The sequence below is a fragment of the Clostridium sp. genome, from assembly GCF_036569345.1.
GTDB lineage: Bacteria > Bacillota > Clostridia > Clostridiales > Clostridiaceae > Clostridium_AD.
In genome coordinates, this window is the sequence record NZ_DATCQT010000060.1 from 1 (window position 1) to 21775 (window position 21775).

Genomic DNA, 21775 nt, shown 5'->3' on the forward strand with positions numbered 1-21775 from the left:
GTTGTGGTATACCACAACCATCCGATTGCCGACGATTTTTAGAAAATTTACAAAAAAAATAGTATAATTCTGTGATTACATATGTAATTATAATTTAATTTTTTATTTATTAAAGTTTAGTAAATATACTAAACTTTAATAAACACTTTAATAGTGCTGCATATACCCTAACATTATGTAGCAAGGCACATAATCTCAGTTATGTGAGGTAATTTGGAACTGTGCATTGAAGTGATAAAAACCTTGCAATACCAATAATATTTCTCAAATTACCTCGCATAATTATTCTCTTCTCTGGCTAAAATTATAATAGCTTATTCAAAGAATAAGACTAACTAGAGCACAGGAGGGAATAAGATATGATTCAGTTTGAAACTGATGCTACTGATTTGATACAGAAAGTTCTCCACTTGATGGAACAGCAGCAGTACAGTAAAAATGCAATGCGAAAACACAGGAGCATAATCAAACAGTTGGTCGTGTTTTCCGCGCAGAATTATGGTGGTAAATATTCTGTAGAAATCGGGGCTGCTTTTATTGGCGAAGTTTCCAGAACACAACCGCCACTCTCGCTGGAATATTTTAGATCGTTTAAATCGGAAATACGAAGGCTTGACCATATTTTGTTGGGAATGCCGGAACGCTATGCGTTTGGCGATATAGAGCAGTTTGAACATTCTTGTTTTGACAGTTTTACAAATGCCTACAATGAGTATATTCAATGCGTTTTAAAAAGTGCATTGGATATTCGCATTCGTACAAGGGCGCTTGCCCGTTTTTTTAAATGGCTAGAGATGCACGGTATTGCATCTCTTCAAACTCTTCAGCCGAAGGACATTCAAAATGCATACATTGATGCTTCGGACAAGGATTTGTTCCGGAAGACGGTCCGAGGATTCTTCAGATATGCATATTCTCACAAGCTTCTTAAAAGAGATTTCAGTGTAACAGTTCCTTCTTTTAGAAGGCATATCCCCGTACCATCAGTATATTCCAAGGAAGAAGTTGAATGGCTTCTTTCCTCCGTAGATCGTAATACCAAGTTAGGTAAACGTAATTATTCAATATTGATACTAACCGCTAGGCTGGGAATTCGAAGCTCTGATATTGCCAATCTTCGCTTTGAAAATCTAAATTTTACAGCAACCGTTATTGAAATTACACAGGTGAAGACCGGTGAACCTCTCACGCTTCCACTTACAGACGAGATAAGGGATGCGATTTTGGATTATACCCATAACGGAAGACCAGATCATAACAGTGACTATGTATTTCTTTCGTCTGATGCACCAATAAGGTCATTAGGTGACAGAGCAATATATCTCATAGTGTCAAGAGCTTTTTCGACCGCGGGAGTCCAGATAAACGGCAGGAAACATGGACCTCACGCTCTCAGAGCAAGCCTTGCTACCGCACTCTTGGATGAAGGGTACAGCTATCCTGTCATAACCAAAGTTCTCGGTCATAATGACCCGAACACCGCTCAGCATTATGTAAAAGTTGACATAATCCATCTTAGAGAATGTGCGATGCAGGTACCTCCCCCGTCAGGAATGTGTTACAAGTATCTCTGTGGAGAGGAGGAGATCATATGAGAAAAAAACACTTTAACTTCCATAGCGTATTCGCGTCTGAGATACAATCTTTTCTTGAATTACGCACCGCTCAAGGACATGTAATACGCCATGAAGCATATATATTGGAAACACTGGACATTTTTCTCGTTGAACATGGACTATGGGAAAGAAGCCTTCCAGCTGAAACTATAGATTCATGGCTATACTCATTGCCAAATAAATTGAACGCTAATACTTTGGTAACTTATGTGTCATACTATGCCCAGTTTGCTAAATACATGCGTATATCGGATATCCCGGCATTTATTCCGGAAAGTCCAAAAGGCAACAACGAGTATGTGCCATACATTTTTTCTGAGGATGAAATGAAAAGGCTATTTGCGGCTTGTGATAACCTATCGGTCAAAAAACATAATACAAAAGCACAGGTCATATTCCCCGTACTCTTCAGGATGCTTTATGGCTGCGGATTGCGGCTCGATGAAGCTCTCACCCTGCGGCTAAAGGATGTGGATTTAATAAATGGGATACTTCATATCCTTAATGCAAAAGGGTCAAAGGACCGTATTGTTCCAATGCATAATTCGCTGACTGATATTTGCCGCAACTACTACAAACTGCTCCATAGCACTTCAGAAGATACAGCATATTTTTTTGAAAGCCATAACCATAAGCGTTTTTCGCAAACTTGGGCGGGGCGATGGTTCGGAATTGCGTTGAAAAGTGCCGGAATACCATTGCCAGATGGAACCAAAGTAAGCAGAGGTATTTGTCCCCACTGCCTGCGCCATACTTTTGCTGTAGATTCATTCAGAAAAATGGAACGGAAAGAATGTAACTTGTATGAATCGGTACCGTTCCTCTCGACTTACATGGGACACTCTGATCTCTATGGTACGGAAAAATATCTTCGCATGACATCTGAGATGCACGCTGATGTTGTTGAAAGGATGGCAGTCTATACCTCCCATGTTTTTCCGGAGACATCAGAATGAAAACAACATTATTTATACAGCAGCTGGGAGATTATTTCGAAATGTATCTCCCAAAGACAGGCGGCTATAGCCAAAACACCATAATTTCGTACAAAGATGGGTTTCGTATCTTGTTTAAATTCATGGATGAAATAAAAGGGATACGCCATTATCTTATCGACTATAAGCATTTTACTATAGAGCTCATGGAAGAGTTTGTTCTTTGGCTCGAAGAGGAGTGTAATTATAGCACATCATCGAGAAATCAGCGTCATGCTACAATATCTGCTTTCTTCAAATATGCATCAAGGCGTGAAATGGCTGCACTTTCTGCTTTCAATCGCATCAGCGCTGTGCCGTCCAAGAAAACACCAAGTGTTGCCTTTCCATACTTTACAGTTGAAGAAATTGGCATTCTCTTTAATATACCGGATATATCGAATCGCTTAGGAAGAAGAGATCAGTCTTTGTTATGCCTACTCTATGATAGTGCTGCCAGGGCTCAGGAGCTTTGTGACGTTATTGTCGGCGATGTTAGGTTTGGTCGTCCAACCCGAATAAAACTGTATGGCAAGGGGAGAAAATCACGGGAAATTCCATTAACAGACGAATGCTCAAAGTTGATAAATCAATACATGAAGTCTCAAAAACTTGATAATGAAGAATCTCACATTCATCCGCTATTCAGCAGCCAAACCCATGAAAAAATGACTACAGCATGTATCCGCAATATTGTTGAAAAATATGTGGGGTTGGCAAGGATAAAATGCCCGGAAATGTTTAGGGAAACCAATTACTCGCCGCACAGTTTCAGGCATAGCAAAAGTGTTCATATGGTTGAAGCCGGCATCCAGCTTATATATATCCGAGACTTCCTCGGCCATGCTACGATTAAGTCTACTGAGCATTATGCAAAGGTTAGCCAGATGGCAATAACAAAGGCTCTTACAGAACGTAAAATTCCAAACGTAATTCCTGTAAATAAATCAAACGAGACAGTGAAAAAATCATTTCCGGAGTTTCTGGAATAGACTTGCCATTACAAATCAAAAAAAATTATGTGAGGTAATATCAGAATTTTACTTTGTATTGCAAGGGTTTTATTGCCTCAATACTTGATCTTGAATTACCTCACATAACTCAGATATTCTATTATATTCATTTTAATAATTAATTATTTAGTCAATAAACTAAACTATTATATTGTACTAATCAAAAAATCTTCTATAGTTTCATTTTCTGTTAATTCGTTATAAATTTCTTTGTTAATATTGAACCGTATATAACCCCTACCCTCATTTTCTGTAATATTGTTCAACCCATATCGTATAAACATTTTGTTTGCTGAACCGTCTATTTCTAATTGATATCTTGTATATGATTGCATGTTTATAAAATTATATAACTGAGTATCTGCAATAGTTACATGCTTATATTCTCTAAGTGCACTTCCTAAGTCTATTTCTCTTTTTTCTTTTAAATATTTTTTTAAAGTATTGCCACTTTCAATTTTTAAATTTTCAACAATAATATTTGATGCTTCTTCTTCTGTTATAAATTTTAAATCTCTATTAACATCTATTTCTTTTAGTTTTATTATATTTTTTATTTCTTTTTTCAACCTTTCCTTTGTTCTATATCTCAGCAAAATTCTTCTGAATTCGGACTGTCCAAGGTCTATTACAGCATTAATTCTAATTTCTGTATATTTAAAATGCACCAATAGGAATTCTAATATAGATGCTCTAGAGATGAAAATATGTTTTCTCCAATAAAGAGCATCCTTTTGCAAATCTTGTACACGTTCTTCTCCTCTATTAATTTCTTCTTTAATCACATACCTAGCAAAATTAGATAGTTTGATATAATCTAGATATTGCATAAAATTATTTGTTATATACTTTGGCTCTATACATAACATACTTGCAAATTGCTCTAACGTATATATATATTGTTTATCTAACATGATAGTTATTGTATTCGTTGTGTATTGCTTTATAACATCAAAAAAACTATCTAGAATTATTAGGGTCTTAGGTACACCCTTCATATATGCATTAAAAATACGATTTTGTAAGCTTTCTTCAGTCAGTCTTTCATCATTTAATCTTTTTTCTTCATATTCTAAAGCATATTCAGAATTACTCGTCAATTTATAATACAAATTTCTTGCAGCAATGAAGTCTGTTTCTGTCACAGAATAAGTAATATCATTATTTACCAGTACATTTCGTGTGCCAAATTTCTCTAAAAATTGTTGTATTATATTTTCAAATTCATATATTTGTCCATTTAAGCAGCTCATTAATATCTTCCTTTCAATATACATATTACAGGTTACTTTATCTCTAAATAAATTTTTAAATTAACCTCTAATGTATATATAGTAAGTATATTGAGTGTTATATGGATTTATTATATATTTCTGTAAAGAATTATATACATGTTAACGAGCTTGCCATTGATTGGTTTTATTATAAGGGGCTTTTGTATTTGTAAAGGTATGAAACACTCTTAGAAGTCATAAAAGACACATAGCTTACGTACTAGACATAAGACCTCTATAAATGTATTTATTTAATAATTGATATGAGCAATAAACTATAAAAAAGTTATTTAATTAACTAGTAAAAGAGAGGATTTCTCCACTCTTTTACTATCTATCATAGTTTCCATCATATTCTTGATTCTCCTCTAGAACAGATACTCTATTTTCTAAATCCTTAAGATAACCTTCTATAAGGTCAATGAAATTAAAAATTTCGCTAATTGACTTAGTATTTTCATTTGTTGTTTTATGCATTTAAAAGACTCCTTTCTTTGATATATAGGGTATAACCTTACCTTTAATTATATTTAGATTTAAGTTTGAGGGGAATATCGCATTACAGAAGATTGTATTGTAAAACACTTATAGCATTGATATTGGACTCCAAATAATATCGCATGATGAACTTAAAATATATAGCTTCTCCTTGAGACTAAAAAAGTCATCCTTTGGCTTTGAAAAATATTCCCTATTAACAATAAACATATAGGTCTTACCATACATTGTTATATTGAATGGCTTTTTAGTATGACTATTTAGTAGCAAGTAATGGCTATGTAATGGATGATTGTTTTTATTTTGCATAGTGGGTTAATGCCTCCTTAATTTTCAAATACTGTTTTCTTGTAGGATGCTTAAGACGTTTTTCAAATAATCCTATATAAGCAGGGCTTATTTTTAGAATTTTTGCGCACTTTTTTTGAGTTAAATTATTTTTGTTTCTAAACTGCACTAAGGCGCTTCCATAATCAGTAAATATAAAGCGGTAATATTCATCATATAATTGTGTGGTGGAGACTTGTATAAATTCACAAAATTCAAGAAATCTCTCGAATTTTAAGCATTCATCATCAAAGTCTTGTAATTTAAGTGAAGTACTAAAGGCTTTTACCATGTCTTTAGCAAATACTGTATCCAGTCCCAACTCAAGTAATTTGCCACTAAACTGAGATAGCATATAGCTTTGGAACACTTCACTATATAAATTAATTTGCACTATGATACGGTTATTAGTTACGTGAAGAGAACAGATGTGTACTTGCGTGAAATGGAAAAGTATTTGCCAAAAATGTATAAGCGGTTAATGACTATCTATCAAGCATTAGAAACAGATGAAGAAAGTGATGTAATAAAAGAACAGTATAATGAGATAGACGGCATTTCAGTGGATTTTGGGATAATGCAGAAAACAAGAAAGGCTTTTGTTATAAAATGTGAATTTGTATGGGATGACATTGGAACCTTTGCAGCACTCTCAAGATTCCTAAGTAATCTGCGTGGAAACAATGTTTTGGGTAATGCATTTATGGAAGAGAGTGAAAATTGCTCAGTATTTGGTAAAGATAGACTGATAATTGGGTTTGGTATAAAGGATCTTATAATTGTTGATGCAGGTGATGTTATATTAGTAATGGACAAAAATAAAGATCAGGAGATTAAACATTTAGTTAATGAACTCAAAGAGAATACCAAAACAGAAAAATATATATAAATCAATTTTAATAAGCTCTGCAAAGGGCCAAATAGAATACTCTAAAAATCAGGTTATAAATGAAAGAGCATACCGTATTTATTTATGGTATGCTTCTTTCATTGTCAGTCCAACATTGTTACAATCTAATGGTAGGTTAGTAATAAAAAACGAAATCTATGGTAATGTTATGTTTTATAAAAACATGAACATTGCTGAAATAAATAGTATTATGTACACCATTTTACTGAATATAGTATCTTTGATTTTATGATGTGCATAGTTTCCAAGGAAACCACCTACTATAAGAAATGGTAGGGAATATAATAGAAGTTTAGTAACATCAGGGGTTATATCACCTTTAAAAAAACTCTGTATTATGATTATAGAGTTTAGGGATACCCAAACCATACATAGAGTTGATCTAAAATTACTCTTGTTTTTCAATTTTTCTGCAGCGTATATAATAACTAAAGGGCCACCAGAAGTAAAGGCTCCGTGTATACAGCCACCTATAAAAAGAATGAAATTCAATAATGAATTATTTATAGGTTTAGTTACCTTGTTTTTTCTATAACAAATGATAAGACCTCTGATAGATATTACAATCATAAAAACAGCAAGAATGTCCTTTAATACGTTTTCAGGAAATTTATTAAAAATCCATATGCCTACAGGCAAGCCTATACCTACAAAAATCATAATTCTTATATACTGTTTCCAAATGATGTCTTTATAAGATACGATAACAACATAAAGGCAGAGAAATAGTGCACAGATGGTGAGAACTGGTTTAGCAGTTTTAATTCCAGTCAGCATTATGCAAAAGGGTAGAGCTAAAACAGTACAACCAAATCCAGTTATACCTTCTAAAAAATGAGCGAGAAGAACAACTAAGCCAAATAAAATAATAGTTATAATAGTCATATTAGACCCTCCAATACAAGATAATAATTAATTAAATGTGTTAACTAATTATTATTGTACAATATATTTTCTGACTTTTCCATAGTTTTATTAAAAAAATGTATTTATTGTTGAATATTATATTAATTTATTATAAAATCAGTATGAATGAAAAAACAAAATAATTGAGTTATCACTCTTAAGTGTATGCTTTTATTTTGAAAATTTTATATATAAATATGGGGTGTTTAAAATGCATATTAGAAAAGGTATAAATATGGGAGGCATAAAACAAAAAAATAGAATTTCCATATTGAATCTTATTAGAGGTTATGGAGCTATGCCAAGAAAGGATATAGCAAAACAAGTGGAGCTTACACCTGCTTCAGTAACTATCATTGTAAATAAAATGATTGATGAAGGTGTAATAAAGGAAATGGGAGAGCTTGAGGAAAGTGATAAAAGAGCAGGAAGAAGAAAAATATTAATAGATATTAATTATGATATAAAATATGTAATAGGTATAAGTATAGAGTCTGAAATATGCAGTATTGGAGTTGCTAATATAAAGGGGACAGTTATTAATAGTACATCTATACGTATAAATAAGGAATTAGAACCAGAGGAAACTCTGTTAGGCATAGCCAATCAGTGCATTTCATTGCTTTGGAAAGAAAATATAGCTAAAGAAAATGTTCTAGGAATTGGAGTTGGAATAATAGGTCCTGTTGATGCAAAAGAGGGTTTGAGTAAACATGCATATGGTCTATGGAAGGAAGAAGTGAATGTAAAGATAATATTAGAAAAACAACTAAATATTAATGTAGTTGTAGATAACAATGTAAGGACTCTTGCAATTGCAGAAATGGACCATGAAAAACTTCAAAATATAAGTGATATGCTATTTATTAAATATGGACCTGGTATAGGATCTGCTATAGTTATAGATAGGGAGATCTACAGTGGCACTCATAATATAGCTGCAGAAATTGGGCATACAATAGTAGAGAGTAATGGAGAAACTTGTAAATGTGGTAAAGTTGGATGTCTTGAAACAGTAGCTTCAGCAGAGTCTATTAATAAAAAATTAGTAAAGAAATTCTCTAAAGAAAAGACTCCTATATTATATAAATTATGTAAAGAAGACATAGTAAATTTATCTACAAATAATGTAATAAAAAGTTCTGAACAGGGAGAGGAAGAGGTTATTGAAATTGTAACTAAAGCTGCAACCTATATGGCTCTTGGGATATCAAATGCCATAACTATCATTGATCCACAAAAATTGGTGCTATATGGTGAGATGTTTAAGAATAAAATTTTTATGGATACATTTAAGGAAGAACTGAATAAAAATCTCACAGGCTGTGATTTGAAAAATATTATAAGTTTTAGTGCTTTAAACAATAGTCCTATTTATATAGGGGGGATTGCATTAGCTATAAGGGAATTCTTTTTCAGAACAGGTGCCATGAATTAAGGAACATATATTTTGATAATGAAAGATTAAAATTATTAATTAATTAAATAATTTAATCAAAAGAAAGTGTGAGAAAAACTAAGGATTACTAAGATTAACGATTAAAATTACGCGAAATTAGAGGATAATGTTGATTGACAATACAAAAGAAACCGTTTACTATTGAATTATAAATTAAAAAAGGTTATGAAAATGACCAAAAAAAATTTAAAATAATTGATTAATGAATTTAATCAATTATTAAACTGAAGCATATACTTATAAAGTAGGTACCAAAACATTCTAAAGATTTGGAATGAGCTCACAAGATATGTACAGTTTTAAGTATTATAAAAAAGGGAGATGGAAGTATGAATGTAGGATTTGTAGGTCTTGGAATTATGGGGGAATCTATGTGTGAAAACATAGTAAAGAAAAGTGGAGAAAGGGTTTGGGTATTTGACTTAAATTCAAAGGCAGTAGAAAAATTAGTTAAATTAGGAGCGAAATCAGTTTCATCAAATGAAGAACTTGCTGAAAAATGTGATGTGATTATATCGATGGTACCTAAGAGTGAACATGTAAGGTCAGTTTATAGTGAATTTTTGAAAGTGTTAACTCCAGGAAAACTTCTTATTGATATGAGCACTATTGATCCTTTTACATCACGCGAACTTTCAAAACAAGTCAAAGAAAAAAAATGTTTAATGATAGATGCCCCTGTAGTAAAGAGTAAACCAGCTGCGATAGCAGGTGAGCTTGGAATTTACGTAGGTGGAGACAAGCAAGCTTTTGAAAGAGCAAAAGGAATACTTTCATGTATGGGTAAAAACATTATATACATGGGTGAAAATGGAACAGGACTTGTTATGAAAATATGTCATAATATGTTGGTTTCTCAAATACAAAATGGTGTAAATGAAACAGTAACATTAGCAGGAAAATCTGGTTTAAATTTTGATGACGTAATTACAGCAATATCTTATGGTGGTGGACAAAATTTTTACTTAGACGGTAAGAAAGATGCTATTAAAAATCATGATTTTACAACTGCTTTTTCAGTAGAGAATATGAATAAAGACATAAACATAGCTGTAAGTCTTGCTGAAGAATTAAAGATAGATTTACCAGGAGCTAAAAACATACAAAAGGTTTATGCTAAAGCTATGGAATCTGGATATGGAAAAGAAGATTTTTCAGCTACAATTAAAGTAGTGGAAAAAAAATAATAGATTGCAAGTTAATATTTTTCTTTAGATAATTTAAAAATTATTTTGGGGAGTGTTGGGATGGACGGTAAGCCTTATAATGCAACAAAAATAGAAATTACAAAATGGAAGAATCATAAAGCTATAGCATTTTCAGCAGGGGGATATGAAGCTCTTTTAATTCCTGAAGTTGGAGCTAATGTAATTATGTTAAAGGATAATAATAGAGGGTTAAATATACTAAGAACCCCTGGCGAAGAAGTAACTTTTGAGGAGTTTAAAGAAAGACCTCAAATATATGGCATTCCAATATTATTTCCACCAAATAGAATTGAAGATGGTAGATTTAAGGTAAGCAATAAACAATATGAATTTCCAATAAATGAACCTGAAAAAAATAATCATATTCATGGGTTTTTAAGGAATGTTAATTGGGATATCAATGAATTACAAATTATGGATGGAAATAGTGTGTTTGTTAAAGTCAAATTTAGAAATGATGAGGGTTCTTCATTTTACAAGTACTTTCCCCATAAATTTTCTGCATACCTTACTTATGAACTTTCATGTAAAGGACTACATCAGAATTTAGAAATTATTAATGAGGGCAATGAGGATTTACCTGTGGGTGTAGGTTTTCATACTGCCATGAATATACCTTTTCATTTAGAAAGTAAGTCTAAGGATTATTTTTTAAAGGCATCTATAGGTGAAAAATGGGAACTTAACAAAAGAAGTTTGCCTACAGGTAAACGTATACCTTTAAGCAAGGAAGAAGAAAAATTTAGAAAAGGAGGATTAAACCCGCTCAAAGAAGAAATGGATGGTCATTATACAGTTGAATCTTTAAATGTAGAGGGTAAGGATTTCAAAGGATTCATTATAGAAGATAGAAACAGGAAAACTAGGGTCATATATAAAATGGGTGAAAAATACAAACATATGATGATCTGGAATTCAAAGGGTGATAAAAATTTTGTGTGTACAGAACCTCAAAGTTGGGTAATAAATGCACCTAATGTAAGGTTGGATGATAATATAACAGGTTTTAATTTATTGAAGTTTGGACAAAAGTGGAGTGAAATTTGCAAGATTTATTCGGAAGATTTAGACAAATAGTAAATTTTTAAGTGTTTTAAATATAAAAATTAAGGGGGAAACACATGGAAGGATCAGTTCAGAAAAACACAAAAATAACTCAAAAGCTAACTCTTAAAGAAAAATTTTCTTATGGTACAGGTGATATAGGGTTCGGATTTATGTTTGATTTAGGTCAGATTTATTTGCTTAAGTTTTATACCGATGTTTTAGGTTTACCTGTGTCTGTGGCTGGATTAGTTTTCTTGATTACAAAAGTATGGGATGCATTTGCAGATATAAGTATTGGTACATGGATTGATAATCGTAAAAAAATTGGACCTAAGGGAAAATTTAGACCTTTTATCCTCTATGCTACAATTCCACTGGCTATTATTACTATAGTTAGTTTTATAACTCCTAACTTTACAATAACTGGTAAAATAATTTGGGCTTATGTTACTTATATGGCATTTGGATCGATATACAGTGTAGGTAATATAGCATATGGATCTATGGTGCCAGCTATGACCACAGATGCTAATGAAAGAGCACAATTAGCTTCTTTTAGACAAGCAGGTTCTAATATGGCCTTATTTATTACAACCATAGCATTTATGCCAATTGTTATGTTGTTTTCTAATAAATCCACAGGGTATATGATGGCTGTTTCAACATTTGCTATTCTTGGTGTTTTGCTTCAAGTCTTTTGTTTTTCTAACATTAAAGAGAGAAATGTGGTTCAAAAGCCTAAGATAGTTAAGGGATCGATAGGTAAAAGTTACAAAGGATTATTTAAGAATACTCCGTTACTTATATTATGTTTAGTTAATTTATTTACTTTCTCAGCTTTCAATGTAAAACTCGCAGTACAGGTTTATTACTGTCAGTATGTACTTAAAAATATTTCCATTGTTCCATATATGGGTTTCTTTAGTATAGGATGTGTTTTCATTGGTTGTGCGATGGTTCCAACTATAGTTAAGAAGCTTGGTAAAAGATATACTTACATGCTTGGTTGTGCAATTTGGGCATTTGGAGATATTTTAGCATTTATGTTTGCTAAGGATGCAGTTGTATTTATTGCTTTTGCTTGTTTTGCTTTCTTTGGCAGCTCATTTGTTAACAGTTTGAATTGGGCACTAGTGTCTGACGCTGTTGAATATGGAGAATGGAAAACAGGCACTAGATCAGAAGGAGTTGTTTATTCTTTCTTTACATTCTTTCGTAAGTTATCCCAAGCAATTGCTGGATTTATCCCAGCTATGGTTTTAGCTGCTGTTGGTTATGTTCCAAACGCTGTACAAAGTTTAAAAGCCATCTCAGCAATAAGGGGACTTATGTTCATATATCCTAGTGTTCTAGCAATAGCTACTATTATTGTAATGGGATGTTTCTATAAACTTACTGATGATAAATATAGAGAAATAATAGTTGATCTTAATAAACGCAGAAATACTGCCGCTTTATAAAATATAAAATATAAAATATAAAATAAAAATATATAAAAGGAGTTGTTTAATCAATGAATACTAAAATTAATATTAAGGTGGCGTTTTTCCCAGTTGCTCGTACTACATTCTTTATGCCAAGTGCTGAGGATGATTTCACAAAATCTTGTAACATGCTTGAAGGACTTTTTAATAATTTAAGTAAACCTATGGAGCTACTTACATCACCTGAAATGTTAGGTGAATTTGCAGATACTATAACAAAACCTGATCTTATCATTTATCAAAGCACTACATTTGTAGGTGGAGATTTTGTTACAGAACTCACTCGTCGTTTTAATTGTCCTATAGTTGTGTGGGCTGTTCGCGAACCTACTATTGATGGAGGAAGGTTAAAATTAAATTCTTTGACAGGTGCATTTTCCGCTGGTAATAGTGTATATCTTCAGGGAGGACACCATGAATTTGTTTTTGGAAATCCTGATGAGCAAGTTGTAATTGAAAAACTACGTAAAATTGCAAGTGCTATGGAAATGGTTAAAAAGTTAAATAATCTTATAATTGGAGTTGTAGGATCTCAACCAGCAGGGTTTGGATTTGGTGCAGTTGATGAAGCAAAACTTGCTGGAACTCTTGGAACTAGAATTGCTCAAATTGAGGCATCTGGGATAATGAGTAAGGCTACTGCATTAAGTACTGAAGAAATTGTACCAGCCCTTAAAGAATTGAAAAGTCGTACGAAAGGCTGGGAGGTTATGCCGGCAGAAAATTTAGAGAAATATGCACGCTTAAGTACAGCTTATAAATTCTTTGTAAAAGAATCTGGAGCTGGTGCAATAGCTTCTCGTTGTTGGCCAGATTTCTTCGTTGGATTTGGTGCACCTGTTTGTGCAGTGCTTTCCATGCTAAATGATAATGGAATTGCATCCTCTTGTGAAACAGATATTGGAGGGGCTATAAGTATGTTTATAGGTGCTGGGCTTACTGGCGAGGCTACTTATTTTGGAGATCCTGTAGCAATTGACGAAAAATGTGACAGTATTGTTTATTGGCATTGTGGAGCAGGGGCAAGCTGCCTTGCTAGTAAGAAAGAAGGCGCAAAATTAGGGGTACATCCAAATCGTCAAATTGGACCAACTATGGAATTTGGATTAAAAGGTGGCCCGGTTACAGTTTTACGTTTAGGAAAAGATAAAGATGGCTTCCGCATGTTCCTTTATAAAGGAGAAGCATTAGACGAACCACAAAAATTCTTTGGTACTTCTGTAACTGTTAGACCGGAAGGTGGAAACGCTGCAAGTAAAGTAGCTGAATTCGTAAAGGATGGTTGGGAACCACATTTTGTTGTTGCCTATGGTGATGTGATAGAAGAAGTTAAAACTATGTGTGGTTTCCTCGGAATTAAAGTTTGGGAATATTAAGAGTAATTTAAATTAAATTGTATATAAGGGAGAGGAATATAATGAATTTAAAAGAACTTATAAAAATTAATGATCATATAGAAATAAAGGATATTCATAATGATACTTTTGTGAAGTACGGCAAAATATTAGATGATTATAATTTTGATGAATTGATAAAATATATGGAAAAGGAAACAGTTATATCAGCGAGTGGAAATACTTATATAGCTTCAGTTAGTGAAATGGAAAAAACTAAAGTAAGAGAAAGGTTAGAAAATGAATTCTATGGTGAAATGCCAATAGAAATAGGATATTGTAATGGTCCAAATTCAACATTAAATGGACTGGAATATCATTTAGGTAGTGAAATAAACGTAGCTGTTACAGATATGGTATTGCTTCTCGGAGCACTTCAAGATGTTAAACAAAATAAATATGATGTTAGTAAAGTCGAAGCTTTCTTTGTAAAAAAAGGAACTGCTATACAAATATATGAAACAACACTCCATTTTGGACCTTGCAGAGTAGAAGAAGAAGGATTTAAATGTATAGTAATATTACCTAAAGGAACTAATGAGCCTTTAAAAGCAGATAAATCAAAATATAAGGATGTACTTTTATTTGCTAGAAACAAATGGCTTTTAGCACATCCAGAGAGAAAACCTCTAATGGAAAAAGGAGCTTACGCTGGAATAGTTGGTGAAAATATTGAAATAAAGATTAAATAGTGTATTTGATAGAGAGTGGTACAAATTATAGATAGAAGCTTTGGAAATATAAGAAGTGAGGAGGTAATTATGAAATTTATTCAGAGAGAAAATGGGTTCAGCATTATGGTTAATGGTAAGGAAATAATTGAACATAACATAAAAAAACCATGTTTATATGTGGGAAAAGGACAAGCTACTTATGATATGTTTCGCGGAAACTTTAAAGTTAAAGATTATATTTGCGAAAAAATAGCTTTAAATGATTTTGAGATATCGGTAGAAAATAGTGGAGTAAGAGTTACTTTTTCAAAGGGCGGACTTAATGCTATAAAGGTATTATTTATAGAAGAAGACGGAAGAACTGCTATCAAGTTTTTAGAAAATCCAGATAATTTTAATAGATGTTGGCTTAGGTTAAAAGCAGAAAAATTTGAGCACATATATGGATGTGGAGAACAATTTTCAGATTTTGATTTAAGGGGAAAAAACTATCCATTATGGACTTCAGAACAAGGCGTTGGAAGAAATAAAAATACTCACACGACTTTTCTTGCGGATAGCATAGATCAAGCTGGTGGAGATTATTATACTACTTTCTTCCCAGAGCCAACATTTATTTCAACTAGAAAATATTATTGTCACGTAAATAATAGTGCTTACATGGATTTTGATTTTAGCCATGAAACTTTTCATGAATTGCAAATATGGGATATGCCAGAAGAGATAATATTCGAGACTGGAGAAACATATTTAGATTTAGTAGGAAAATTAACAGCACTACTTGGAAGACAACCAGAACTCCCAGAATGGGTATACAAAGGAGTATGGCTTGGTATTCAAGGTGGAACTGAAGTAGCACTTAAAAAATTAGAAAATGTTCTTGAAAAAGGAGTAAAAGTAAGTGGTATATGGGCTCAGGACTGGGAAGGAATAAGAATTACTTCCTTTGGAAAGAGACTTATGTGGAACTGGGTATGGGATAAAAAATTATATCCAGGGCTTCAAGAAGAAATTAAAAAACTAAGAGAAAGAGGAATAAGATTCCTTGGATATATAAATCCTTATGTTGCAATTGAGGGGAGTCTATTTAAAGAAGCTAGCGAAGAAGGGTATTTAGCTAAAAATAAAGAAGGAAAAGATTATTTAGTGGAATTTGGTGAATTTTATGCTGGTGTAGTAGATTTCACAATACCTAAAGCTTGTGTTTGGTATAAAGAAGTAATTAAAAAGGAAATGATTGACTTTGGACTTTCAGGTTGGATGGCTGATTTTGGAGAATATCTACCAACTGATGTTGTTTTAGATAACGGAGTAAGTGCTGAAATAATGCATAATGCATGGCCAGCAATGTGGGCTAAAATAAATAGAGAAGCAATTGAAGAAGCTGGCAAACTGGGCGATGTTACATTTTTCATGAGAGCAGGTGGTACTGGTAGTCAGAAATATAGCACAATGATGTGGGCAGGGGATCAAAATGTTGATTGGAGTTTGGATGATGGATTAGCATCTGTAATTCCGGCAGCATTATCACTTGGAATGACAGGATGTGGACTTCATCATAGTGATATTGGGGGATATACTACACTATTTGAAATGAAGAGAACAAAAGAACTATTTATGAGATGGGCTGAGATGGCGGCATTTACACCAGTTATGAGAACTCATGAGGGAAATAGACCTTCTGATAATTGGCAATTTGATACAGATGATGAAACAATATATCATTTTGCAAAAATGAGTATGATATATACTATGTTATCAACATATACAAAAGCAATAGTAAAAGAAAATTCAAATAAAGGAATACCTGTCCAGAGGCCTTTATTTATGCATTATGAAAATGATGAAAAAACCTATAGTATTAAATATGAATATTTATATGGAAGAGATATATTGGTTGCACCTGTTTATGAACCAGGAAAAACAAAATGGAATGTGTACTTACCAGAAGATAAATGGGTACATTTATGGACAGGAAAAGAGTATAACGGTGGAGATATAGAAGTTGCAGTGCCACTTGGACAGCCAGCTGTATTTTATAGAAAAGAATCAGAGTACGTAGAACTATTTAAAAAGATAAGAAAAATAAAACATATGGGATTTTAGAATGTAAAATTAATAAGAAAGGAGGGAAAGCATGAAAAAAATTGCAATAGGTCAAGCAGGAGGTCCAACCGCTGTAATTAACACTAGTTTAGTAGGCTTTGTAGAAAGTTCAATAAAGAATAATCTGCTTTATGGTGTGTTAAATGGCTATGAGGGCTTAGTAAAAGAGAACTTAATAGAACTTAAAGATAAAACGCTAGACTTAGTAAAAAAACATAAATATATTCCAGGAGCATGTTTAGGTTCAGGGCGTTATCAATTAACAGATGAAAAAATAGAAATTGCTGTTAATAACTTAAAAAAGAATGATATTAATGCTCTTGTGTTTATTGGAGGAAATGGGACTATGGCGGCACTCCAAAAAATTAAAAACGTTGCTGATCGAATTGGTTATGAGCTTCAAGTTATCGGGATACCTAAAACTGTTGATAACGATTTAGGAAAAACAGATCATGCACCTGGATTTGCAAGTGCAGCTAAATTTATTGCTTTCTCTACTAGGGATATAAGTAAAGATTTAGAGGCTATGAAAAATTTTGAACAGGTAAGAATAATTGAAACTATGGGACGTAATGCAGGATGGTTAGCTGCATCCAGTGGACTACTAAAAGAATCTGAAGAGGAAGGTCCTCATATAATTTATTTACCTGAAAGAAAATTTCATACTGATGAATTTTTGGTTGATATTAAAAATTTAGTAAAAGAATATGGAACTGCCACAATTGTTGTTAGTGAAGGAATTAAGTTAGATAATGAAAATAACATTCAAAAGGCAGTAGTAAATGGGCGAGTAGTTTTAGGGGGAGTTTCAAAAAGATTAGAGGATATAGTCAAAGAAAATCTAGGATTCTCTGCCAGAGGAGAAAATTTGGGAATGAATCAAAGAAGTTTCTCTTTAGCAACTTCATCACAAGACAGAATAGAAGCTTATGACGTTGGGGAAAAGGCATCAGAATTAATAGATAACAATGAAACAAACCTTATGGTTACTATTCAAAATAGCGATATAAAAGGATATGATTATCACCTAGAGAGTTGCCTTCTTGAAAAAGTAACTAGTTTAGGGGAAAAGGCACTTCCATACGAATTTATTAATAATCCTGAAAAATATTATGAATGGCTAAGGCCTTTGATTGGCGGTGATCTTTCACCGTATCCTTCAGCACCTGGAGGAAAAATAAATTACGCAAAACAATATTGTAGATTCAAGTAAGAATGAAAATTTATATATTTTAAAAATAAAATTTAAAAGACAGAAAGGAATGTGTTAATATGCCATACGTATCAGGTAAAAAATTAATTATGAATGCATGGAAAAATAAATATGCTATTGGAGCTTTTAGTGTTCATAATGCTGAAAGTATTCAAGCAATACTAGGGGCAGCAGAAGAGGAAAAATCGCCTGTAATGCTTATGATAGGACAAAAATATATTCAATATATGGGAATTGAAGAATTGAAAGGAATGATAGATATCTTTATGAAGGATATTACTGTTCCTGTTTGTATTCATTTAGATCATAGTCGTAAATATGAACAAGTAGTAAAAGCAATTCAATTAAATTTTCAATCGGTTATGTTTGATGGATCTGGTCTTCCTTTTGAGGAAAACATAGCTATAACTAAAAAATTAGTGGAAGTTGCAAATGCTTTGGATATTGGTGCGGAAGGTGAAATTGGTAAAATTGGTGGAACAGAAGATGATATTTCTGTTGAGGATGAAGATGCAATGATTACAACTTGCGATGAAGCTGTTAAATTTGCACAGAGTACTGGTGTTGATTATTTAGCTGTTTCAATTGGTACAGCACATGGCGTTTACAAAAAAACACCTAAGCTTGCTTTTCAAAGATTAAGTGATATATCAAAAGCTGTTAACAGACCTATAGTTTTACATGGTGGATCAGGAGTGCCAGATGAACAAGTGAAAAAAGCAATTACTTTAGGGGTAGCAAAAGTAAATGTGGATACTGAACTAAGACAAGCATTCACAAAAGGAATGTTAGAAGTTTTAACAAAAAATCCAGAAGAATACCAATTAGCAGCATCACTCGGTAATGGAAGAAAAGTAATGAAGGAAAAAGTTATAGAGAAAATAAGAATATTTGGAAGTAATAACAAAGCAGATTTATTTTTAACAAAATAAAAAATAGTGGTATTATAACAAATTCACAACTACAAATCTGTTCATAAGAGACATAACTTTAGGGTGTGTCTCTTTTCTAAAAAAAGGGGAGGTATTAAGCATGGTTACATTGGAAAACGAATTTTTAGTTATAAACGCAAAAAATGAAGGTGCTGAATTAACAAGCATTTTTCTGAAGAAAGATAAAATAGAATATTTATGGCAAGGAGACCCTAATTATTGGAGATTTCATGCACCAATATGTTTTCCTATAATTGGTAGTCTTATTGAGAATACTTGTTTTGTAGATGATAAACCTTATAACATGACAGTTCATGGTTTTGCAAGGGATATGAATTTTGATATTTACAAGCAGGAAAAGGATAGCGTTTCTTTTATATTAAAATCTACTGATGAAACTTTAAAGAAATACCCTTATAAATTCTCACTAATTATAAGTTATAAACTTGTAGGTAATAAACTTACTGTTTCCTATGAAGTGAGAAATGAAGATAATAAGGATATATATTTTTCAATAGGAGCTCATACTGCTTTTAATTGCCCTGTGAAACCTGATTTAAACTTTGAGGATTATTATTTATCATTTAAAGATGGAGAAAAAATAGAACCATTTTTATTGGATGGTGGATTTTTACAAGATAATAAGAAGGTATTATACGAGAAAACAAATAGAATTGAAGTATCAAAAGAGTTGTTTGAAAATGATGTTATTATTTTAGAAAATTTAGAAAACAAACAAATAACTATAGCATCGGGCAAGAATGACCATAAAGTAACTGTGTCATTTGAAGATTTCCCATACGTTGCAATATGGTCTAAACCTATAAGGGCTCCTTTTATTTGCATTGAGCCTTGGTTTGGTCTACCAGATTCAGCAGGTTCATCTGTTGAATTAAAAGATAAAAAAGCAATTCAAAAAATAAAAAATAATGATGACTTTAAATGTAGTCATGAAATTACAATATGGTAAAAAAATCACAGTAAGTTGTTGCTTGCTGTGGTTTTTTTAAATCTTCAATGCAATGCATATAAATATACCTAAGATAGCCATTAAAATTTGACCCAAGTGTTATATGGATTGATAAATTATCTACAGGTTATTGATATTAGGGCATTTTTGAAAAAAATGGTGGATGGACACTACAATATTGCAAAACAGCTTTACAAAACTATTAATAAGCTATATAATTAGCATTAAATTGAAATATTAGCATAGGAATTATTCATAAGCTATAAAACTAGATGTAGTAGATAAAGGTGCAAATAAGGAGGAAAAAAGGGAGGATTAAAATGAAAAAAATGCAAATATCAAACTATAATGAAAAGTGTAATCGTAAGATGGAGATAAACAAGTTGAAGACAAATGAAGGGGAACAGCCTGAGTTGTTCAAAGATATATTTCCATATTCAGAAATTCCAAAGATTGTTTTTGGGGATGAACAGATTCCAATGTTTTTACCAGAAGATATTTGGATTACGGATACTACATTTAGAGATGGTCAACAAGCTATGGATACTTATACTGAAGAGCAGATAGTTAAAATATTCGATTATTTACACAAACTTGATAATAATTCTGGAATAATTAGACAAACAGAATTTTTTTTGTATACTGAAAAAGACAGAAATGCTGTTAAAAAGTGTATGCAAAGAGGATATAGATTTCCAGAGGTAACTTCCTGGATAAGAGCAAATAAGGAAGACTTCAAGCTTGTCAAAGATATGGGACTAAAGGAAACGGGAATGCTTATGTCATGTTCTGATTATCATATATTCAAGAAATTGAATAAAACAAGACAACAAGCCATGGATTTATATATATCATTGGTGGAAGAAGCTTTAGAAAATGGCATAACTCCAAGATGTCACCTTGAAGATATAACTAGAGCTGATTTCTTTGGATTTGTAGTGCCACTTGCACAAAAACTTATGGAACTTTCTAAAAAATTTGGCATTAAGATAAAAATTAGGGCATGTGATACATTGGGGCTTGGATTACCATACTCAAGAACAGAGCTACCAAGAAGTGTACAACACATCATACATGGATTAAGAGTTTATGCAGGAGTTCCGCCAGATTGCCTTGAGTGGCATGGGCATAATGACTTTTATAACGTGGTTCCAAATGCTACTACGGCATGGCTACATGGGTGCTCAGCTATAAATACGTCACTTTTTGGTATTGGAGAGAGAACAGGTAACTGCCCACTCGAAGCTATGATTATAGAATATGGACAAATAAAAGGAAACGTAAAAAATATGAATCTCAAGCTTATAAGCGAAATTGGTGAATACTTCGAAGGCGAATTTAAATATAGCATTCCACCTAGAACACCATTTGTAGGAAGCGAATTCAATGTTACGAGAGCCGGTATACATGCAGATGGAATATTAAAAGATGAAGAAATATATAATATTTTTGATACGGAAAAAATATTAGGTAGACCAATTGTTGTATCAGTTAATGAACATTCAGGACATGCGGGTATAGCAGCTTGGGTTAATACTTACTTTAGATTAAAGAAAACTGACAAAATCGATAAAAAAGATGAAAGAATTCAGATTATAAAAGAATGGGTTGATGAGCAATATGAAACTGGAAGAAATACTGTAATGAAAAGTGAAGAGCTTGAATTAATTGCAAAGAAAGTTATTCCGGAGTTAAGCCTAAAATCACAAAAGACTGAAGCTTGTTAATATAAGTTAGACATTATAAGTTCTATAAAACTTTGCAAAGTGT

19 protein-coding genes are annotated in these 21775 nt (G+C 32.4%); 15 read left to right on the forward strand and 4 right to left on the reverse strand.

Annotated elements, in window-relative coordinates:
- Positions 1-359: 359 nt before the first annotated feature.
- Genes VIM70_RS06220 through VIM70_RS06230 form a run of 3 tightly spaced genes read left to right on the forward strand, consistent with a single transcriptional unit; the run spans position 360 to position 3582 of the window.
- A complete protein-coding gene (locus tag VIM70_RS06220; protein ID WP_331944874.1) occupies positions 360-1595 on the forward strand; it encodes a site-specific integrase in 1236 nt (411 codons plus the stop codon).
- Positions 1592-2572, forward strand: a complete 981-nt coding sequence (locus tag VIM70_RS06225) for a tyrosine-type recombinase/integrase (RefSeq protein ID WP_331944875.1) — start codon at positions 1592-1594, stop codon at positions 2570-2572. The genes VIM70_RS06220 and VIM70_RS06225 overlap by 4 nt, the downstream gene beginning before the upstream one ends.
- Complete coding sequence (locus VIM70_RS06230; RefSeq protein WP_331944876.1) at positions 2569-3582, forward strand: tyrosine-type recombinase/integrase; 1014 nt, start codon at positions 2569-2571, stop codon at positions 3580-3582. The genes VIM70_RS06225 and VIM70_RS06230 overlap by 4 nt, the downstream gene beginning before the upstream one ends.
- A 167-nt stretch (positions 3583-3749) precedes the next feature.
- Here the strand turns inward: VIM70_RS06230 and VIM70_RS06235 are convergent, their stop codons facing one another.
- From VIM70_RS06235 to VIM70_RS06245, 3 genes are all read right to left on the reverse strand, one after another.
- A complete protein-coding gene (locus VIM70_RS06235; protein ID WP_331944877.1) occupies positions 3750-4856 on the reverse strand; it encodes a hypothetical protein in 1107 nt (368 codons plus the stop codon).
- Between the two features lie 351 nt (positions 4857-5207).
- A complete protein-coding gene (locus VIM70_RS06240; protein WP_331944878.1) occupies positions 5208-5354 on the reverse strand; it encodes a hypothetical protein in 147 nt (48 codons plus the stop codon).
- Between the two features lie 319 nt (positions 5355-5673).
- A complete protein-coding gene (locus VIM70_RS06245) occupies positions 5674-6057 on the reverse strand; it encodes a helix-turn-helix transcriptional regulator (protein ID WP_331944879.1) in 384 nt (127 codons plus the stop codon).
- Positions 6058-6117: 60 nt separating this feature from the next.
- Between VIM70_RS06245 and VIM70_RS06250 the strand changes: the two genes are divergently transcribed.
- Positions 6118-6591: a mannose-6-phosphate isomerase gene (locus VIM70_RS06250; RefSeq protein ID WP_331944880.1), complete on the forward strand. Its 474-nt coding sequence runs from the start codon at positions 6118-6120 to the stop codon at positions 6589-6591.
- A 174-nt stretch (positions 6592-6765) separates the two neighbouring features.
- Here the strand turns inward: VIM70_RS06250 and VIM70_RS06255 are convergent, their stop codons facing one another.
- Positions 6766-7497 carry a sulfite exporter TauE/SafE family protein gene (locus tag VIM70_RS06255; RefSeq protein ID WP_331944881.1) on the reverse strand — a complete coding sequence of 244 codons (732 nt, stop codon included), beginning with the start codon at positions 7495-7497 and terminating at the stop codon, positions 6766-6768.
- 232 nt (positions 7498-7729) lie between these two features.
- Here VIM70_RS06255 and VIM70_RS06260 point away from each other — a divergent pair, with 232 nt between their 5' ends.
- The 11 genes from VIM70_RS06260 to VIM70_RS06310 all read left to right on the forward strand — a co-directional run bounded on the left by VIM70_RS06260 (position 7730) and on the right by VIM70_RS06310 (position 21732).
- A complete protein-coding gene (locus VIM70_RS06260; protein ID WP_331944882.1) occupies positions 7730-8956 on the forward strand; it encodes an ROK family transcriptional regulator in 1227 nt (408 codons plus the stop codon).
- 350 nt (positions 8957-9306) lie between these two features.
- On the forward strand, positions 9307-10164 hold the full coding sequence (locus VIM70_RS06265) for an NAD(P)-dependent oxidoreductase (protein WP_331944883.1): 858 nt from the start codon (positions 9307-9309) through the stop codon (positions 10162-10164).
- A 60-nt stretch (positions 10165-10224) separates the two neighbouring features.
- Positions 10225-11262, forward strand: a complete 1038-nt coding sequence (locus tag VIM70_RS06270) for an aldose 1-epimerase (RefSeq protein ID WP_331944884.1) — start codon at positions 10225-10227, stop codon at positions 11260-11262.
- Between the two features lie 44 nt (positions 11263-11306).
- Positions 11307-12692 (forward strand): glycoside-pentoside-hexuronide (GPH):cation symporter, encoded by a 1386-nt coding sequence (locus VIM70_RS06275; RefSeq protein WP_331944885.1) that lies wholly within the window; start codon positions 11307-11309, stop codon positions 12690-12692.
- 53 nt (positions 12693-12745) lie between these two features.
- Positions 12746-14092 (forward strand): sugar isomerase, encoded by a 1347-nt coding sequence (locus VIM70_RS06280; RefSeq protein ID WP_331944886.1) that lies wholly within the window; start codon positions 12746-12748, stop codon positions 14090-14092.
- Positions 14093-14133: 41 nt separating this feature from the next.
- Positions 14134-14802, forward strand: coding sequence for a DUF4867 family protein (locus VIM70_RS06285; protein WP_331944887.1), 669 nt, complete (start codon positions 14134-14136; stop codon positions 14800-14802).
- Positions 14803-14871: 69 nt separating this feature from the next.
- Positions 14872-16890, forward strand: a complete 2019-nt coding sequence (locus VIM70_RS06290) for an alpha-glucosidase (RefSeq protein WP_331944888.1) — start codon at positions 14872-14874, stop codon at positions 16888-16890.
- 31 nt (positions 16891-16921) lie between these two features.
- Positions 16922-18103 carry a diphosphate--fructose-6-phosphate 1-phosphotransferase gene (locus tag VIM70_RS06295; protein WP_331944889.1) on the forward strand — a complete coding sequence of 394 codons (1182 nt, stop codon included), beginning with the start codon at positions 16922-16924 and terminating at the stop codon, positions 18101-18103.
- Between the two features lie 59 nt (positions 18104-18162).
- Positions 18163-19035, forward strand: coding sequence for a ketose-bisphosphate aldolase (locus VIM70_RS06300; RefSeq protein ID WP_331944890.1), 873 nt, complete (start codon positions 18163-18165; stop codon positions 19033-19035).
- 100 nt (positions 19036-19135) lie between these two features.
- Positions 19136-20005 (forward strand): aldose 1-epimerase family protein, encoded by an 870-nt coding sequence (locus VIM70_RS06305; protein WP_331944891.1) that lies wholly within the window; start codon positions 19136-19138, stop codon positions 20003-20005.
- A 368-nt stretch (positions 20006-20373) separates the two neighbouring features.
- Entirely contained in the window at positions 20374-21732 is a 1359-nt protein-coding gene (locus tag VIM70_RS06310) for a 2-isopropylmalate synthase (protein WP_331944913.1), read from the forward strand.
- Positions 21733-21775 lie beyond the last annotated feature (43 nt).

Coding starts and splice junctions, on each gene's coding strand:
- VIM70_RS06220 (WP_331944874.1), top strand. CDS start 360: ATGATTCAGTTTGAAACTGATGCTACTGATTTGATACAGAAAGTTCTC.
- VIM70_RS06225 (WP_331944875.1), top strand. CDS start 1,592: ATGAGAAAAAAACACTTTAACTTCCATAGCGTATTCGCGTCTGAGATA.
- VIM70_RS06230 (WP_331944876.1), top strand. CDS start 2,569: ATGAAAACAACATTATTTATACAGCAGCTGGGAGATTATTTCGAAATG.
- VIM70_RS06235 (WP_331944877.1), bottom strand. CDS start 4,856: ATGAGCTGCTTAAATGGACAAATATATGAATTTGAAAATATAATACAA.
- VIM70_RS06240 (WP_331944878.1), bottom strand. CDS start 5,354: ATGCATAAAACAACAAATGAAAATACTAAGTCAATTAGCGAAATTTTT.
- VIM70_RS06245 (WP_331944879.1), bottom strand. CDS start 6,057: ATGCTATCTCAGTTTAGTGGCAAATTACTTGAGTTGGGACTGGATACA.
- VIM70_RS06255 (WP_331944881.1), bottom strand. CDS start 7,497: ATGACTATTATAACTATTATTTTATTTGGCTTAGTTGTTCTTCTCGCT.
- VIM70_RS06260 (WP_331944882.1), top strand. CDS start 7,730: ATGCATATTAGAAAAGGTATAAATATGGGAGGCATAAAACAAAAAAAT.
- VIM70_RS06265 (WP_331944883.1), top strand. CDS start 9,307: ATGAATGTAGGATTTGTAGGTCTTGGAATTATGGGGGAATCTATGTGT.
- VIM70_RS06270 (WP_331944884.1), top strand. CDS start 10,225: ATGGACGGTAAGCCTTATAATGCAACAAAAATAGAAATTACAAAATGG.
- VIM70_RS06275 (WP_331944885.1), top strand. CDS start 11,307: ATGGAAGGATCAGTTCAGAAAAACACAAAAATAACTCAAAAGCTAACT.
- VIM70_RS06280 (WP_331944886.1), top strand. CDS start 12,746: ATGAATACTAAAATTAATATTAAGGTGGCGTTTTTCCCAGTTGCTCGT.
- VIM70_RS06285 (WP_331944887.1), top strand. CDS start 14,134: ATGAATTTAAAAGAACTTATAAAAATTAATGATCATATAGAAATAAAG.
- VIM70_RS06290 (WP_331944888.1), top strand. CDS start 14,872: ATGAAATTTATTCAGAGAGAAAATGGGTTCAGCATTATGGTTAATGGT.
- VIM70_RS06295 (WP_331944889.1), top strand. CDS start 16,922: ATGAAAAAAATTGCAATAGGTCAAGCAGGAGGTCCAACCGCTGTAATT.
- VIM70_RS06300 (WP_331944890.1), top strand. CDS start 18,163: ATGCCATACGTATCAGGTAAAAAATTAATTATGAATGCATGGAAAAAT.
- VIM70_RS06305 (WP_331944891.1), top strand. CDS start 19,136: ATGGTTACATTGGAAAACGAATTTTTAGTTATAAACGCAAAAAATGAA.
- VIM70_RS06310 (WP_331944913.1), top strand. CDS start 20,374: ATGGAGATAAACAAGTTGAAGACAAATGAAGGGGAACAGCCTGAGTTG.